The sequence below is a fragment of the Phytobacter sp. RSE-02 genome, from assembly GCF_040578655.1.
Taxonomy (GTDB): Bacteria; Pseudomonadota; Gammaproteobacteria; order Enterobacterales; family Enterobacteriaceae; genus Phytobacter; species Phytobacter diazotrophicus.
The window spans coordinates 45,207-62,037 of sequence record NZ_JBEULY010000015.1 but is presented as its reverse complement, the minus strand read 5'-3'; the positions used below and the strand labels follow the sequence as shown (position 1 = coordinate 62,037).

Below are 16,831 nucleotides of genomic sequence, written 5' to 3'. Positions count from 1 at the left end.
TGACAACTGGTCAATAATTGACCCCTTCATCAGCTCAAATACAATTTACGCAGGTAATTCGGCACGGCGTTGTCGGCGTTGGTGCCAATGACTTCCAGCTCCGGATGCAAATCCTTCAGGCGCTGGTGCGCGTTGCCCATAATGCACCCTTTACCGGCCATGGAGAGCATTTCCGCATCGTTCATGCCATCGCCAAACGCGATGCACTCTTTGAGACTGTAACCAAGCGCCTTCGAAACGGCTTCCAGCGCGTGTCCTTTCGACACACCGCCAGCCATGACCTCCAGACAGGTCAGCGTCGAGAAACTGACGTTCACGCGATCGCCCCAACGGGCATTAATCGCCTGCTCAAGCGGCAGCAACTGCTCATGCTTTTCGCAGGTGAAGAAGACTTTGCTGATGCCTTCAGGCTCCAGCAAGCCTGGCTCATACAGGGAATACTGGAAAATCGCCTCTTTGAAGAAACGCATTTCATCCGGGCGGTGGCGGTTCATAAACCATTCATCATCGCGATACACATTGGTGATGATGTCCGGGTTGTTATGCACCACGCCAAACAGATCGCTGGCAATATCCCGATCCAGGTTATGAGTGAACACCAGATTGCCATCGGTATCGTGAACCCGCGCACCGTTCGAGGTGATCATGTACGCCTTGATCCCCAGGTTATCGCGGATTTGCCCGACATCCACGTGGTGGCGGCCCGTCGCAAAAACGAAGTTCACTCCGCGCTCGGTGAGCAGCTTCAACGTTTCTTTCGCGTAAGGGGAGAGTGTATGGTCGGGGGAGAGCAATGTGCCGTCTAAATCAGACGCAACAACCTGATACATAGGAAACGTTAACCTCAATAATTCATTAGTTATACCGATCGAAAAAATCGACGATGGCGTTGAGCGCGACTGAGCGCATAGCGTCCTCTTCAAAGAGGATCTCATGGTACGCGCCCTTGATGACAAGCGGCTTCCCCCCTTCACAGGGGTGGCCCGCCGCGGCGCGCATTTCACAAAAGCGATCGTGCATGCGGTTATCTACAACACGCTCTTCTTCTGCCTGAATAATTAACATGGGCGATGTGTCTGATGCGGCCCCGGCCAACACCTGCTCACCGGCCAGGATACCTTCCCGCACCCAGTGCCAGGTTGGGCCTCCCACGCGCAGTTCAGGATCGTCGGCGTAGAAACGCAGATTGCGCCGGTAACGTTCGCGGCTGTGGGTCAGCGTGTTAATGGCAAAGGGCAGCGCATGCCAGCGGCCGGTGCCAATGGCGTAATTCTCGCGAATACGCGGGTAGCCTTCCGCCCAGTCCAGCAGCGGACGCACCATCCAGTCCGGCAGGTGGATAATAATGTCGAACATCGGCGCGCACAGCGCAATAGCATCACAGTTAGCTTGTGGGTAACGTTGCACGAAGAGCGTGGCAATCGCGCCCCCCATCGAGTGCGCCAGAATGTAACGCTTGCGCCACGGACCCGGAGCCACTTCCTGCTCCCAGAACGCCGTAAGATCATCGACATAATCACTGAAATTGACCACATGGCCGCGATGAGAATCTTCCAGCAAACGACCGGAACGCCCCTGTCCGCGGTGGTCGATGATGAGCACATCAAAGCCAAGGTGGAAGAGGTCATATGCCAGTTCAGCATACTTCACATAGCTTTCAATTCGACCAGGGCAAACCACGATAACCCTGTCATGCCTGGCGGCATGGAAACGGACAAAACGCACCGGGACATTATCCACACCGGTAAATTCAGCCTCTTCTCGTTGACGCCAGAAGTCGGTTAACGGGCCTGTGGCAAAGGCGGCAAACGCGCTTTCTCTGGTTTCCCACTCCTTGTTTTGCCGGTACATTGGCTACGCCCTCACTTGCGCGACAAAAACGTTTTTGTGACCTGTAGCTAATTCCGCTAACAATAGCGTATTGTGGCATAAAAACAGACAATCAGGGAGTTTCTCATGACCTTCGAGTGGTGGTTCGCTTATCTGCTGACATCGATCATTCTCAGCCTGTCGCCCGGCTCCGGCGCGATTAATACCATGACCACCTCGATAAGCCACGGTTATCGCGGCGCTGCGGCGTCCATTGCCGGGCTACAAACCGGCTTAGGCATTCATATTGTGCTGGTTGGCGTGGGTCTGGGCACCCTCTTCTCGCGCTCGGTAGTGGCGTTTGAAGTGCTGAAATGGGCCGGGGCCGCCTATCTGATTTGGCTTGGTATTCAGCAGTGGCGCGCCGCAGGCGCGATCGACCTCAATACTCTGGCGCATACGCAATCGCGTACACGGCTGTTTAAACGCGCGGTTTTCGTCAACCTGACGAACCCCAAAAGCATCGTCTTTCTCGCCGCGCTGTTCCCGCAATTTATTGCGCCCAATGAGCCACAGGTGATGCAGTACGTGGTGCTCGGCGTGACCACTATCGTCGTGGATATTATCGTGATGATTGGCTATGCGACGCTGGCGCAACGTATTGCCGCCTGGATTAAGGGCCCGCGTCAGTTGAAGGCGCTAAACAGGGTGTTTGGTTCGTTGTTTATGCTGGTGGGAGCGCTGCTGGCATCGGCAAGGCATGCCTGAGTTCGGTGTCGTCCCGGATGCGGCGTGAACGCCTTATCCGGGCTAACACATAGCCCCGGACAGCGGCAGCGCCTCCGGGACAAACATTAACGTGAAATGATCAAATGGATACCGAAACCGGCGAACAGCGCACCGGCAAAACCATCAATCCACTTCGCCAGACGCTGATAACCACGGCGCATCGCCGGTAAGGCGAACAGGCTTGCCACGACGGTGAACCAGGCGAAAGTTTCCAGCGTGATCAGCATAAAGATCCCCCAGCGCGCCCCTGCACCCACGCTGTCGCCGACAAACAGTGAGAACACCGAACCGAAGTAGATAATCGCTTTCGGATTGGCGAGGTTCGTCAACAGCCCCTTCATAAAGCTTCGACCACTGCTGGTTGCCAGTTCAATCTGCGGCGCATCGGCTTTGTTCTCTTCTTTTTTCAGCGCACCACGCAGCATCTGGTAACCCATCCAGCACAGGTACAGACCGCCGCCGACCATAATGATACTGTGCAGCCAGGCCATTTTTTCAAGGATCAGGTTAAGACCGAGCAGTGCTACGCCTGCCCACACCATCACGCCTGTAGTAATGCCGAGCACCCCCATCATCGCCTCTTTGCGGGAGCGGCTGACGGCGGTTTGCGACACAAAGAAGAAGTCCGGGCCGGGGCTCATTAACGCCACAATGTGCACCAGGGCAACGGTGAGAAACAGCATTAACATGGTTAACTCGCGGATAAATAATAAAGTGGGTAACTATCCTGACACTTTTTCTCTGTGCTGGCTACTCGTCATCATCGCCATCTACATGGGCACGAATCAGCGCCATAAACTCCTGACCAAAGCGCTCAAGTTTACGTACGCCTACGCCGTTAACCCCGAGCATTTCACCTGGCGTAATGGGCATCTGTTCGGCCATTTCAATCAGCGTTGCGTCGTTGAAGACCACATACGGCGGCACGTTGTTTTCATCGGCAATCGCTTTACGTAATTTGCGCAGCTTAGCGAAGAGTTTGCGATCATAGTTGCCGACCGCTGCCTTCTGCATCACCCGGGATTTCAGCGCGACCACACGCGGCACGGCGAGTTGCAACGGAACCTCGCCACGCAGCACCGGACGCGCGGCATCCGTCATCTGTAGCGATGAATGCTGGGCGATGTTCTGCGTGACCAGCCCCAAATGAATAAGCTGGCGAATCACGCTTACCCAATGCTCATGGCTTTTTTCCCGGCCCATACCATAAACCTTAAGCTTATCGTGGCCGAGTTCACGGATACGTTGGTTATTCGCCCCACGGATCACCTCAACCACATAGCCCATCCCGAAACGCTGATTGACGCGACCAATGGTCGAGAGCGCAATTTGCGCATCGTTCAGGCCATCGTACTGTTTCGGCGGATCAAGGCAGATATCGCAGTTACCGCAGGCTTCCTGACGCCCTTCGCCAAAGTAATTGAGCAAGACCAGACGGCGGCAGGTTTGCGCTTCCGCAAACGCCCCCATCGCATTGAGCTTATGACGTTCAATATCCTGCAATTGCCCGGCCGGTTTTTCTTCAAGGCAACGGCGCAGCCAGGCCATGTCTTCCGGCGCGTAGAACAGCATCGCCTCGGCGGGCAGGCCATCACGCCCGGCTCGGCCGGTTTCCTGATAGTAAGACTCGATATTACGCGGAATGTCGAAGTGAACCACAAATCGCACGTTGGGTTTGTTAATCCCCATGCCGAATGCGACGGTCGCGACCACGATTTGCAGATCATCGCGCTGGAATTTCTCCTGCACGCTGGCGCGCACCGCGTTTTCCAGCCCGGCATGATACGCCGCGGCGCTAAAACCCCGGCTTTGCAGGCGAGCGGCGGTGTCTTCCACCTTCGCCCGGCTGTTGCAGTAAATAATTCCGGACTTACCGCGCTGGTCGTGTACATAGCGTAAAAGCTGATCGAGCGGTTTGAATTTCTCCATCAGCATGTAGCGGATATTGGGTCGGTCAAAACTGCTGATCTGAATCAGCGGGTCGTTCAGCCCCAGAAGACGTTCAATATCGCGACGGGTGGTGTCATCGGCCGTGGCGGTCAATGCCATAAAAGGCACAGACGGCAGATACTGACGAAGCTGGCCCAGTGCGGCATATTCCGGGCGGAAATCATGGCCCCACTGGGAGATACAGTGCGCTTCATCCACCGCCAGGAGTACCGGGTTCCAGTGCGTCAGTTGCTCAAGAAAGTTATCAAGCATCAGCCGCTCAGGAGCGATATACAGCAGACGGATTTGTCCGGTGCGGCAGCCGGCCATCACCTCAAGCTGTTGTTCACGACTTTGTGTTGAGTTCAGACAGGCCGCAGCAACGCCGTTCGCCAGTAACTGATCAACCTGATCTTTCATTAGAGAGATCAGCGGCGATACCACCACCGTCAGGCCCGGCAGAATCAGCGCCGGAATTTGATAACAGAGAGATTTGCCGCCACCGGTCGGCATGACAACCAGACAGTCGCGGCCGCCGAGCACGGTATCAATGATATGTTGCTGACCCGGACGGAACTGCTGGTAGCCGAAGGTTTCCCGTAAAACTTCCAGGGCTGTCGATTCCAGATTCAATACTTCCGCCTGCGCCACATTTACTCCACTCGACAAAAGAAAACAGGCGCTATTTTCAGCGCCTGCTCATGAAACTGCAATGCTTAAAACAGATCGTTGAGCATTACGCCGACACCAACACGCGTCTGATTGAAATTGTAGTCAATTAACGACTCGCCATAACCGCTGTACACCTGGGTGTAGAAACGGACATGTTTGGTGATCGGATAGCTGACGCCGACTTCTGCGCCACCGTAGCCCGTGTTCCAGTTGTACTGCCCTTTGACGCTGAAAATGGCCTCGCCATACTGGTAGCCGACCCGCAGTTGATAGTGACCAAGATATTTGGTGATATCCGGGTTATCGTCGGTGTTACCCACCACATACCAGGGTTTTACTTCCACCAGCCAGTTGCCATTTTGCGCCATTAAACGCGTATAAAGGCGGTTCCAGCTACGCGATGTGGGATCAGAACGGCCATTGGAGTCATGGTTGAAGCCAAACTCCATATCGCGCAACGTCCAGCCCGCAAAGCTGTAATCAGTAGCGAAACCGAGGAACAACTGCGGTTCATAGTTGGTTTCACGGAACGGCGAAGAAGCAGGCTCCTTCGTGTTAGAAAGCTGCCACCACGATTTTTGCGTATAGGAAGCGCCCAGCACGGAATTCGGACCGACAATCCCGCGCCACAGCGGGAACGCCAGGCTGAGCTGGAATTTTACTTCATCCTTACGCGCTTCATCAGACCAGCTATATGAACGAATGGCTTCTTTGTTCATGTCGCTGGTGTAGGTATAAAGCAGGTAGTTCGATTCATACGGATAGAGCGTGAACGGATTATCATGCTCCTGCAGCATATTCGCGATAATACTACCGCGCACAGCAGGCGCATCATGAACTTCTTTTACTGTCGCTTCCTGCGCAAAAGCCGCAAAAGGCAGCGCACACAATGCCACAAACCAACCCAGAAACGTCCGCATCGGTTTTCTTCCCCTGAACAATGTTGATGAACTGAATATTTTTACAACATCTATTCTACATATTTATTGAGACGCTGCGCAGGTATCCTTTCTTAAACTGGAATTCAACAATTTAGAGGCATAAAATCAACATTTCATTAACCTAACGGAAGAGCCACTATGTCTGCCGTCCTCACAGCAGAAGCCGCATTAAAACTCGTGGGTGAGATTTTCGTCTACCACATGCCCTTCAATCGTGCGCTGGGTCTGGAGCTTACTCGCTACGAGAAGGATTTTGCCCAACTCAGCTTCAACAATCAGCCCATGATGGTGGGAAACTGGGCACAGAGCATTTTACACGGCGGGGTTATTGCCTCCGCGCTGGATGTCGCCGCAGGTCTGGTGTGCGTTGGCAGCACGCTGACGCGCCATGACACCCTCACCGAAGATGAATTACGTGCTCGTCTGTCGCGAATGGGCACCATTGATTTGCGCGTCGATTATTTACGTCCGGGCCGGGGTAATCGCTTCACCGCCACCAGTACGCTACTGCGTGCCGGGAACAAGGTTGCGGTCGCGCGTGTCGAGTTACATAACGAAGAGCAGCTCTATATCGCCAGCGCCACAGCAACCTATATGGTGGGTTAAGCCGCGAAAATCGGGTAAAATGTCGTTACTTTTCAGCAAAGAGTTTTCCTGATGGATGCAAAACAGACGCGGTTGGGAGTGATATTTGCTCTGGCCGCTTATTTTATCTGGGGCGTCGCACCGGCCTATTTCAAAGTTATCTGGTTCGTTCCTGCCGATGAAATCCTGACTCACCGAATTATCTGGTCCTTCTTCTTCATGATCGCCCTGATAAGCGTCAGCCGTCAGTGGTCGCAGGTGAAACAGCTTTTACGTACGCCAAAGAAAATCTTGCTGTTAGCGGTATCTGCCGTTCTCGTTGGAGGTAACTGGCTGCTCTTTATCTGGTCAGTAAATAACCACCATCTGCTGGAAGCAAGCCTGGGATATTTTATTAACCCACTGGTTAATATCCTGCTGGGGATGGTTTTCCTTGGTGAACGTTTCCGCCGCATGCAGTGGCTGGCGGTAATATTGGCCGCCAGTGGCGTACTGGTACAGTTGTGGGCCTTCGGCTCCTTGCCGATTATCTCGCTGGGCCTGGCCTTTAGTTTCGCCTTCTACGGCCTGCTGCGTAAAAAAATCGCCGTCGACGCGCAAACCGGCATGCTGGTAGAAACACTGTGGCTGCTGCCCGTGGCGGCTATCTGGCTGTTTGGGATTGCCGATAGCGCGACCAGCCATATGACACAGAATAGCTGGTCGCTTAATCTGCTGTTGATGGCTGCCGGGGTGGTCACTACCGTTCCCCTGCTGTGCTTTACCGGCGCGGCGACGCGTCTGCGCCTGTCGACACTGGGTTTCTTCCAGTACATTGGCCCAACGCTGATGTTCCTGCTGGCGGTGACGTTTTATGACGAGCATCCGGGGGCGGACAAAATGGTGACATTCGGGTTTATTTGGGTAGCGCTCGCCATATTCGTGATGGATGCACTGTACACCCAACGCAGGGGTCGGTAATTGCCGGCGTCAGGATTCCGTACCGCTGATATCGCCGCGTCTTTAATCAGCCGGAGCAGGTGAAGGAAGCCACGCGCGATAAGATCCATAAAGGAAGGTTCAGCAGAATTGCTGAACCTTTTATTTTAGATTTACAGCCAGTTACGACGTTTGAAGTAGAGATACGGCGCCAACCCGGCGAGGATCATAAAGACAATCGCGCCAGGGTAGCCAAAGCTCCAGTGCAGCTCAGGCATAAACTCGAAGTTCATCCCGTAACTGGATGCCACCAGCGTCGGCGGCAGGAAGACAACGGAAACGACCGAGAAGATCTTGATGATCCGGTTCTGCTCAATATTGATAAAGCCCATTGCCGCCTGCATCAGGAAGTTCACTTTCTGGAACAGGGATTCGTTGTGCGGCAGCAGAGATTCGATATCTCGCAGGATTTCGCGGGCCTGCTCCAACTGACCGCCCGGCAAACGCGCTTTACGCACCAGGAAGTTCAGCGCGCGCTGGGTATCCATCAGACACAGACGTACCTTCCAGCCGATATCTTCCAGTTCCGCCAGCGTGGAGAGCGCTTCGTCATATTCATCACCCTGATGACCTTCCATGATCACACGGCTGAGTTTTTCCAGATCGCTATAGATGTTTTCGATTTCGTCTGCGAGCTGTTCGATTTTGGTCTCGAAGAGATCGAGCAGTAACTCATAGGCGTTGCCATCGACCATAGCCTGGCTACGGGCGCGCATACGGTAGAGACGAAAAGCGGGTAATTCGCGCTCACGCAGGGTGAAAAGGCGGCCTTCGCGGATAGTAAATGCCACGGTGGAGTTGCCAGCATGGTCTTCCGCATCTTCAAAGAAGAAGAAGGAGTGGATGTGCAAGCCGTCTTCATCTTCAAAAAAACGCGCAGATGCTTCGATGTCTTCCAGTTCCGGGCGTGTCGCCAGGTTCTGACCCAATTCAGACTGCACGCGGGTTCGCTCGTCATCGTCCGGCTCGACCAGGTCAACCCAGACGGAACTGGCGAGGTGCTTTATTTCGTCAGCTTCGAGACGGGTTAAACGATTATTTTCCAGTTGAAATGCGCTCAGCATAGCCGGGACTCCCAATGCAAAAATGACTGGACAGTTCGGTTGGGCACACAAGAAACATTTGGCGTTTCAGACCATTAAACAGCCTGACTCAGCGCGACGGGAATACAGCAGGTCGCTGACAACCACTAAGGCCATCAGCATAAGGAGATAGCCTTAGGAGTTGTTCCTGGATGACAGGGAATTGAGCCAGTATCTACTGGGTGTGTCCAAGGCGAATGTCCTCTTAGCGTGATCGTGCGCGCATGTTACGCCAGCAAAAATGAGGCGTCAACACGCAACGAAACGCTAAAGGGTAATATTTCCCCCTTAGCGTATAAGGCTAGCAGAATATTACAAAATAATGATATTTTTCTGAAAGTTACACTGTTTCAAGACGTGCATAAGCAGCCACCAGCCATTTAATGCCCTGCCCCTGGAATGCCACCTGCAAACGGCTGTGCTCGCCACTGCCTTCCAGATTAACAATTGTCCCTTCACCGAACTTCGGATGACGCACACGCTGTCCCAGTTTATAGCCCGTGTCGTTCTCTGAAATCGGCGCGCCAAGGCGTTGATGGCTGACCGGACGGCTGACGGTAGCGCGCAAGCGCACCTCTTCGACACAGTTTTCTGGCAACTCGCCGATAAAGCGCGATGGACGGTGATAGGCCTCTTTGCCATACAGACGGCGGGTTTCGGCATAAGTCAGCGTCAGCTTCTGCATCGCACGTGTCACGCCGACATAGGCCAGCCGACGTTCCTCTTCCAGACGGCCGCCTTCATCCAGCGACATCTGGCTCGGGAACATCCCCTCTTCCATCCCGACAATAAACACCTGCGGGAACTCAAGCCCCTTGGCGGAGTGCAGTGTCATCAGTTGTACTGCGTCCTGCCAGGTATCCGCCTGCCCTTCACCCGCTTCAAGCGCGGCATGGGAGAGGAATGCCTGTAACGGCATCAGATCTTCATCTTCTTCGTTGTAGCTGAACTGGCGCGTTGCCGTGACCAGTTCCTCTAAGTTCTCGATACGCGTCTGGCCTTTCTCGCCTTTCTCCTGCTCGTACATCATCCACAGGCCGGAATCTTTCACCACGCGGTCCGTTTGTACGTGCAATGGCATGTCAGCCGTCTCCTGAGCCAGCGCGTCAATCAGCTCCATAAAGCGCTGTAATGCACTTGCCGCGCGACCGGCCAGCACTTTTTCCTGCAACAGTTCGCGTGTCGCCTGCCACAGCGTCAGTTGACGATCGCGCGAAGTCTGGCGGACCACGTCCAGCGTTCTGTCACCGATCCCACGCGTCGGCGTATTCACCACACGTTCAAAGGCGGCATCGTCATTTCGGTTTGCAATCAGACGCAAATAAGAGAGTGCGTCTTTGATTTCCTGACGTTCAAAGAAGCGCATCCCACCGTAAATACGATACGGCATGCTTGCCTGTAATAACGCCTCTTCCAGCACACGGGACTGGGCGTTACTGCGATAGAGAATGGCGCAATGCTCCAGCGCACCGCCGCTCTCCTGCCAGGTTTTAATACGGTTAACAACAAAACGAGCCTCATCCAGCTCGTTGAAAGCGCAATAGAGTGAAATCGGCTCGCCATCGGCACCGTCGGTCCACAGGTTTTTCCCCAGACGCCCGTTGTTGTTTTCGATAAGGGCGTTCGCCGCGCTGAGAATATTGCTGGTTGAGCGGTAGTTCTGCTCCAGGCGGATCGTCTGCGCGCCAGGGAAGTCGTTGAGGAAGCGCTGGATATTTTCCACCTGCGCCCCACGCCAGCCGTAAATCGACTGATCATCGTCGCCGACAATCATTACTTTGCCGGTGTCGCCTGCCAGCAGGCGGATCCAGGCATACTGAATGTTGTTGGTATCCTGGAACTCATCCACCAGGATATTGGTAAAACGCTCGCGGTAGTGCTGCAGGATATGCGGCTTATTGAGCCACAGTTCGTGGGCACGGAGCAGCAGCTCGGCGAAATCCACCAGCCCGGCGCGATCGCAGGCTTCCTGATAGGCCTGATAAACCTTCTGCCAGGTCTGCTCGACCGGGTTACCGTAACTTTGAATATGGTGCGGGCGAATGCCTTCATCTTTTTGGCCGTTGATGTACCACATGGCCTGGCGCGGCGGCCACTGCTTCTCATCAAGGTTCATCGCCTTGATCAGGCGTTTAAGCAAACGCAACTGATCTTCGCTGTCGAGGATCTGGAAATCCTGCGGCAGGTTGGCGTCCATATGGTGCGCACGCAACAGGCGATGCGCCAGCCCGTGAAAAGTACCCACCCACATACCGCCCTGGCTGGTCCCCATAAGCTGGCCGATACGGTGGCGCATTTCCGCCGCCGCTTTGTTGGTAAAGGTCACCGCCATAATGGAGTACGGCGAGCAGTTTTCCACGGTCATCAGCCAGGCGATGCGATGCACCAGCACGCGCGTCTTGCCACTGCCTGCCCCGGCCAGCACCAGCATATTGCTACGCGACGCGGCGACCGCATCACGCTGTTTGTCATTAAGGCTGTCGAGCAGGTAAGAAACGTCCATTGGCACCGCCGGGTTAGTATGAAGCCGTTGCGCTATATCATTTGGTTTACAGGAAGGCGGCAAGCTCATGAATCCCCAGGAGCATAGATTAACTATGTGACTGGGCTGAGTGAGTGCCGTCAACGCACCTGTAGACCGAAGGATAAAGCGCAACAACCCCTGGGAATTTATACAGAACTTGTGGTGATTATATCAGCGTAGTGAGGGATGCCAACCGCGAAATCTCCAGATGTGGCAGCAATCGGCTATCAGAAGCCGTCAGCAGGTCTGTCCCTTCAGGTTTGATCCAGCAGGCCTGCATACCACAGCGAATGGCACCGGCGACATCTGTCGTCAGGTCATCGCCGACGTGCAGAATTTCACCCAACGGAATGTTCAGGCGTTCAGCCGCAAGGTGGTACATATCATTAAACGGCTTCGCACGCCCGTCAGGGCCAGCGCGCAGCACAAATTCAAAGTAATCGGCCAGGCCGAATAACGCTGGCTGTGCATTGCCGTTGGTGATTGCCACCAGCGGCCATTTTTCAGCGAGCTTTGCCAGGGTTTCGTGGGTCTCTTGCGGCACATCAACACGGCTGCGCCATTTCGCGAAGTGCTGCATTGCCGCTTGTGCCCCTTCTGCCGCTTCATCAACGGTTAACCCGGCATCCAGCATGGCGCGTTCGACCGCACGACGACGCCATTCGGTCACATCGTGGTAGATCTCCGGTTCCGCGAGCAACAACGACTGGCGAATGCGTTTCAAATCCGTATTTTCCAGCGCATTCAGCGAGGGGTGGTATTGTTGCACAAACAGCAGAGACTCCTGTTCAGTGCGCAGAATAACCGGGCGGTTATCGTAAAGGGTATCGTCGAGATCAAAAGTGATGGCCGAGATGAGGCCCACAGGCCGGTAAAATCGCATTATTTCCCCCGTTTGGCGCGTGGATGCGCTGCGTCATACACCGAGGCAAGGTGTTGAAAATCAAGATGGGTATAGATTTGTGTGGTGGAAAGGTTAGCATGCCCCAACAGTTCCTGCACGCCGCGCAGATCGCCGCTGGACTCCAGCATATGGGTGGCAAAGGAGTGACGCAGTTTATGCGGGTGCACGTGACTGTTCAGCCCCTGTTTGATTCCCCACTCAGCAAAGCGTTTTTGCACATTGCGCGCGGAAATACGTTTCCCCAATTTCGAGAGAAACAGTGCCTCTTCTTCGCTGCCAAATAATCCGCGTAAATCCAGCCAGTGTTCAATCCAGATGACCGCATTACGCCCGACGGGTAAACGGCGCTCTTTGCTGCCTTTCCCCATCACCCAGACCTCACCACTTTCCAAATCAAGGTGTTTGATATCCAGCCCCACCAGTTCGGATAAACGCAGCCCGGCACCGTACATTACCTCCAGCATCGCCCTGTCGCGTACCGCCAGCGGATCGTTAAGATCGATATCCAGCAGACGGTTTACGTCGTCCACGTCGATATTTTTTGGCAAGTGACGCGGCGTTTTCGGAGCGGAAACGCCCTTCGCGGGATTGGCCGGAAGCTCGCCCTGACTCACCAGCCAGTCAAAGAAGCTGCGTAAAGCCGAAAGACGTAGCGCCAGACTGGCGGCTCCCAGCCCTTTGCGGCGACTGCGTACGGCAAAAGCCCGTACCGCGGCGGCGTCACATTGTTGCCAGCGCTGCAGGCCGATTTCCCCGGCAAGCGCAATGATGGCATCAAGCTGACGCTGATAATTGAGAAGCGTGATGGGGCTTAACTGACGCTCCACGCCCAGATAACGCAGGAAACGCGTGACGGCCAGATGCAGAGGTGAATCGGTCATACGCGCTCGATCCAGCGCTCCAGCAGGTCCGGTAACATTATGGCGATCTCTTCCAGCAGTTGCGTGCCCTGGCCATGCTGATAGTGATGCGGGTCGCGACTACTGAACAGCACAACGCCCAGATCGGCGTCTGGCCCCATCATTGTTACCGCCACAGAGCCGATCGCTTTCGCTTCCGGCAAAAGTAAGAGTAACTCCGGTCCGTTCAGTGAACCGAGATAGTGCTGCTGTTGACCCAGACGCTGAATACGCAATGGCTCAAAAGCCTGGCGAGAGAGCGCAAGGTGGGTAAAACCGGACGGCGCGCCAAGACGCCAGCGGTCCGGGAACAGGCGAACGGTCGCGCCTGCCAGCCCCAAATCTCTGGCCCACCGCTGGAAGCGATTCAACATTTCCTCAAGGCTTTTGGCCGATGCCAGCTTGCCCTGCAGACGCAGCAGGCGATAGAACAGACCTTCATTGGCGCTGGCCTGCTCCATCAGCAACGTCATGTTCTCTTCCAGCACGTTGATATGGTTACGTGCCCGCACCATGTGCCACTCGACTAACGAAATCGAACCGCGTACGGGATGAGGGACACGAATAGCTTCAACAGCGTGTGCATTACGGATAAAAAACTCAGGATTACGCAACAGATAATCGACGACAGCGTGGTCATCCAGTTCCATAAACGTTTCCTGCAGTTCTTCCCCTGGTTGCTTCATAGATGAATAAATCCGTCATAGACATGTGCCGCCGGGCCAGTCATAAACAACGGTTGACCCGGTCCTTTCCATGCGATATCCAGCCGACCGCCTGGGAGTTCCACACGTACTTCTTCTGCCAGCAAACCTTGCAGGATGCCGACCGCGACCGCCGCGCAAGCGCCGCTTCCGCAGGCCTGCGTTTCGCCCGCGCCGCGTTCATACACGCGCAGTCGGATGTGATCGCGTTTGACCACTTGCATGAAACCAATATTGGCGCGCTCAGGAAAGCGTTCGTGGCTCTCCATTACCGGCCCCAGCGTTTCAACCGGAGCGGTATCGACATCATCGACCTGGATAACACAGTGCGGATTGCCCATTGAGACAACGCCGCACAATATTGTTTGTTCCGCCGCACGCATAATATAGGTCTTTTCCGCTTTGTTCGCCCGGAACGGAACCTGCGATGGCTCGAAGTTGGGTTCGCCCATGTTCACGCGGACCAGCTCGTCATCCGTTACGGTTAATACCATGCGGCCGTTCGCGGTGCTGACGCGAATGTCACGTTTATTGGTCAACCCTTTTAAGCGCACAAAACGGGCAAAACAACGTGCGCCGTTTCCGCACTGGGAGACTTCGCTGCCGTCAGCATTAAAGATGCGATAGTGGAAATCGAGTTCGGGATCGTAGGGGGGCTCGACCACCAGCAGTTGATCGAACCCCACCCCGAGATGCCTGTCAGCCATACGACGGATCAGGTCAGGGGAAAAAAAGACATTCTGCGTTACCGCGTCGACGACCATAAAATCGTTGCCAAGGCCATGCATTTTAGAGAACTGCATCATCTACTCCATATACGCGGATACAGCACGGGAACGTTAGTAATTCACCTGCGTTGGGCCACCATTATCGCCACGATCGTTACGATCCGGGGTCGTTGTCTGAATGGTGCTTTCGGTTTTTTTGGTTGGCGGCGGCGCATTTTTGTCAGCCGGCGGGAAATAGAGCGGCCCTTTCAGACCACAGCCCGTCAGGCTAAATAAGGTTAATAATACAGCCAGGGTTCGACACACGTCTTTCATTGTAGGTTGCCTGTTGGTTCATTCTTTCTGCTTTCTATCATCGCAGGAGAAGACACAAAAGCAAGCGTTTAGCACGTCTTTATAAAATCGGAAAAGCCGCCCGTTTACCTGTTCACGATACGTCCTCAACGCCAAATATGCTTTGCTAAGCCTTCTCTTCTCAAGGCCAGGATGGCGTGATGAAAATTAACAAGCTCTTTTATCTTCTTTCACTTTCACTGTTGTTACAGCCCGCCCTGGCATGCCGGTTAGATCCGCTTGAGCATAATGCTTATCAGCCGTGGGGCAAAGGTGCGGTCTATATGCAAGCGGGCGAAGAAAATGTCGTTGCGTTACCAGAACTTAACTTCAAACGCCTGCGTCGCCTGCCGAACCTGGCGATTGATTATGCGCATCCTAAAGGGTGGAAAGAAGAACCACCGTTAACGGATCTGACTACCGATTATGTCTATCAAGGCGCACAGTCGACTTATTCCCAGTATGCGTATCACAGTGATGGCCGCTACATCGTATACGCAGGCAAAGTCATGTATAACCCGCCCGGCACGCCGCCTGTGGACATCCCTTCTTTTCAAGCCTTCGAAAGCTTTGCCGCTGATAAAAACAGCTTTTATTACGAAGGCAAACGTACCGGCGATAACAGCACGGAAAGGCCAGTGAATGTGGCAATGCTGCGCAAAATTGACTTCGACAGCAGATGGCGTCCTGACTGGTTGGGGCTAATTTTGCGCGACGATCGGTATCTCTACGTCAATGGGCATCGCCTTGATGAGCCTGATAGTTTTACCGTGTTGGCGCAAAAATCCTGGGATCAGCGCGGCAAATTTTCTGCGGCGTTTAACCCCTGCGTCGCGATGCCTTTCGGTCCCTGGGATACTCTGGCGCGAACACGTACGCGGCTTATCATTAACGGCGAACCGCTTAAAGCCGATCCCGATACCTTTTCGATTGTGCGCTGGATGCCAGGATCGCTGCTGACCTTTCGCGATAAAAACGGCCTGCATCGCTACGTCCTCAACCAGGGCAACCTGGAATGGGACGAAGATACGCACAAACATTGTAACGCCTTCAACCTCCTGGAAAAGCGCGTCCTGTGGCGTAAAGGCCCCGATTGCCAGCAAGCAGAGATCCCAGGCCTTGACCCGGAGCAGTTCCATCCGCTCAGCGAGACCGTGGCGCAGTATCAGGACAAACTGTATGTCATTACCAAAACGGACTCTGATGAAAATAAGCTGGAAATCGTCACCCTCGACAACCCGAATCTGACCATTGATAAACGTTTTAACGCCGGAAGGAATCATGGCTATCTGCTTACCCGACACGGCTATCAACCAGGCGGATTACAGGTATTCGAATCAACAGGAACGTTGATCCTGATGGATTACCGCGTGCCTGATGAAAAGGAAGCACACCTGAACGATAACCCCTATCTGCGAAATTGGTTCGCCCGTGACGACCGCTACGTTTATGTTTTCGATGGCACACAACTCTGGCGGTATCCGACGCCTGATAGCAAAGCGGTACGGGTGACATGGTTCGAGCAGCATTCCGGCTATGGCTATGGTGCCCACTACCGCACGGGATATCTGGATGGCAAGCTGATGGATGACGGTGTGTTTGTTCCGACGGGTGTGAAATATTCCACTCGCGCGCAGCCTGCAGGCGCGTCTGCTGATTGGCGTGACGACCCCTCTTTTAAAATAGACGGTACCGGGGTGCACTGGCGCAAAGTGCTCTCTTCTCAAGGGCACTGGGGCAAATGGGAAAGACTACCAGGCCTCGATCCACGGCAATTTCACCTCATCACCAGGCGTATCGCGCATTATCAAAACCGCCTGTATATCGCTACGTTATCCCCTTTAGGCGAAGACAGCTTAGCAATATTTGCAGTGAGTTCATCCTCGCCCTTTGTCAGTAAGTGGACGCATAACGGAACAGAGGACGAGAAATGAAAGCACAGGCGCGGCTTTGA

At 54.3% G+C, this 16,831-nt stretch carries 17 protein-coding genes; 4 read left to right on the top strand and 13 right to left on the bottom strand.

The window, feature by feature from the left end:
- Positions 1-29 precede the first annotated feature (29 nt).
- Both yigL and pldB read right to left on the bottom strand, forming a co-directional pair.
- A complete protein-coding gene (yigL, locus tag ABU190_RS22865) occupies positions 30-830 on the bottom strand; it encodes a sugar/pyridoxal phosphate phosphatase YigL (protein WP_193794839.1) in 801 nt (266 codons plus the stop codon).
- A 25-nt stretch (positions 831-855) separates the two neighbouring features.
- On the bottom strand, positions 856-1,851 hold the full coding sequence (gene pldB / locus ABU190_RS22860) for a lysophospholipase L2 (RefSeq protein ID WP_354692473.1): 996 nt from the start codon (positions 1,849-1,851) through the stop codon (positions 856-858).
- A gap of 105 nt (positions 1,852-1,956) precedes the next feature.
- On the opposite strand from pldB, the gene rhtB reads away from it, so the two are divergent.
- Positions 1,957-2,577, top strand: coding sequence for a homoserine/homoserine lactone efflux protein (rhtB, locus tag ABU190_RS22855; RefSeq protein WP_354692472.1), 621 nt, complete (start codon positions 1,957-1,959; stop codon positions 2,575-2,577).
- Positions 2,578-2,663: 86 nt separating this feature from the next.
- Here the strand turns inward: rhtB and rhtC are convergent, their stop codons facing one another.
- The 3 genes from rhtC to pldA form a co-directional block, all read right to left on the bottom strand.
- Positions 2,664-3,287 carry a threonine export protein RhtC gene (rhtC, locus tag ABU190_RS22850; protein ID WP_071195559.1) on the bottom strand — a complete coding sequence of 208 codons (624 nt, stop codon included), beginning with the start codon at positions 3,285-3,287 and terminating at the stop codon, positions 2,664-2,666.
- Positions 3,288-3,348: 61 nt separating this feature from the next.
- On the bottom strand, positions 3,349-5,178 hold the full coding sequence (recQ, locus tag ABU190_RS22845; RefSeq protein WP_271850800.1) for an ATP-dependent DNA helicase RecQ: 1,830 nt from the start codon (positions 5,176-5,178) through the stop codon (positions 3,349-3,351).
- A 65-nt stretch (positions 5,179-5,243) separates the two neighbouring features.
- Entirely contained in the window at positions 5,244-6,119 is an 876-nt protein-coding gene (gene pldA / locus ABU190_RS22840; RefSeq protein ID WP_039077039.1) for a phospholipase A, read from the bottom strand.
- Between the two features lie 159 nt (positions 6,120-6,278).
- Here pldA and yigI point away from each other — a divergent pair, with 159 nt between their 5' ends.
- Both yigI and rarD read left to right on the top strand, forming a co-directional pair.
- Complete coding sequence (yigI, locus tag ABU190_RS22835; RefSeq protein WP_039077038.1) at positions 6,279-6,746, top strand: acyl-CoA thioesterase YigI; 468 nt, start codon at positions 6,279-6,281, stop codon at positions 6,744-6,746.
- 51 nt (positions 6,747-6,797) lie between these two features.
- Positions 6,798-7,685, top strand: coding sequence for an EamA family transporter RarD (rarD, locus tag ABU190_RS22830; protein ID WP_039077037.1), 888 nt, complete (start codon positions 6,798-6,800; stop codon positions 7,683-7,685).
- 131 nt (positions 7,686-7,816) lie between these two features.
- Here the strand turns inward: rarD and corA are convergent, their stop codons facing one another.
- From corA to ABU190_RS22790, 8 genes are all read right to left on the bottom strand, one after another.
- Complete coding sequence (gene corA / locus ABU190_RS22825) at positions 7,817-8,767, bottom strand: magnesium/cobalt transporter CorA (RefSeq protein ID WP_039077036.1); 951 nt, start codon at positions 8,765-8,767, stop codon at positions 7,817-7,819.
- Between the two features lie 153 nt (positions 8,768-8,920).
- Positions 8,921-8,977: a YsgD/CorL family protein gene (gene ysgD / locus ABU190_RS22820; protein WP_212743980.1), complete on the bottom strand. Its 57-nt coding sequence runs from the start codon at positions 8,975-8,977 to the stop codon at positions 8,921-8,923.
- Positions 8,978-9,125: 148 nt separating this feature from the next.
- The gene (gene uvrD, locus ABU190_RS22815) at positions 9,126-11,288 is read right to left on the bottom strand and encodes a DNA helicase II (RefSeq protein ID WP_039077035.1); all 2,163 of its coding nucleotides are present in this window, start codon (positions 11,286-11,288) and stop codon (positions 9,126-9,128) included.
- 187 nt (positions 11,289-11,475) lie between these two features.
- The gene (yigB, locus tag ABU190_RS22810) at positions 11,476-12,192 is read right to left on the bottom strand and encodes a 5-amino-6-(5-phospho-D-ribitylamino)uracil phosphatase YigB (protein ID WP_354692471.1); all 717 of its coding nucleotides are present in this window, start codon (positions 12,190-12,192) and stop codon (positions 11,476-11,478) included.
- Entirely contained in the window at positions 12,192-13,094 is a 903-nt protein-coding gene (gene xerC, locus ABU190_RS22805) for a tyrosine recombinase XerC (RefSeq protein ID WP_039077033.1), read from the bottom strand. Before xerC ends, yigB begins: the two co-directional genes overlap by 1 nt.
- On the bottom strand, positions 13,091-13,798 hold the full coding sequence (locus tag ABU190_RS22800; protein WP_039077032.1) for a DUF484 domain-containing protein: 708 nt from the start codon (positions 13,796-13,798) through the stop codon (positions 13,091-13,093). The genes xerC and ABU190_RS22800 overlap by 4 nt, the downstream gene beginning before the upstream one ends.
- The gene (gene dapF, locus ABU190_RS22795; RefSeq protein ID WP_354692484.1) at positions 13,795-14,619 is read right to left on the bottom strand and encodes a diaminopimelate epimerase; all 825 of its coding nucleotides are present in this window, start codon (positions 14,617-14,619) and stop codon (positions 13,795-13,797) included. Before dapF ends, ABU190_RS22800 begins: the two co-directional genes overlap by 4 nt.
- A gap of 36 nt (positions 14,620-14,655) precedes the next feature.
- A complete protein-coding gene (locus ABU190_RS22790; RefSeq protein ID WP_354692470.1) occupies positions 14,656-14,859 on the bottom strand; it encodes a lipoprotein in 204 nt (67 codons plus the stop codon).
- A 179-nt stretch (positions 14,860-15,038) separates the two neighbouring features.
- On the opposite strand from ABU190_RS22790, the gene ABU190_RS22785 reads away from it, so the two are divergent.
- A complete protein-coding gene (locus ABU190_RS22785; RefSeq protein WP_354692469.1) occupies positions 15,039-16,811 on the top strand; it encodes a hypothetical protein in 1,773 nt (590 codons plus the stop codon).
- The last annotated feature ends 20 nt before the right edge of the window (positions 16,812-16,831 follow it).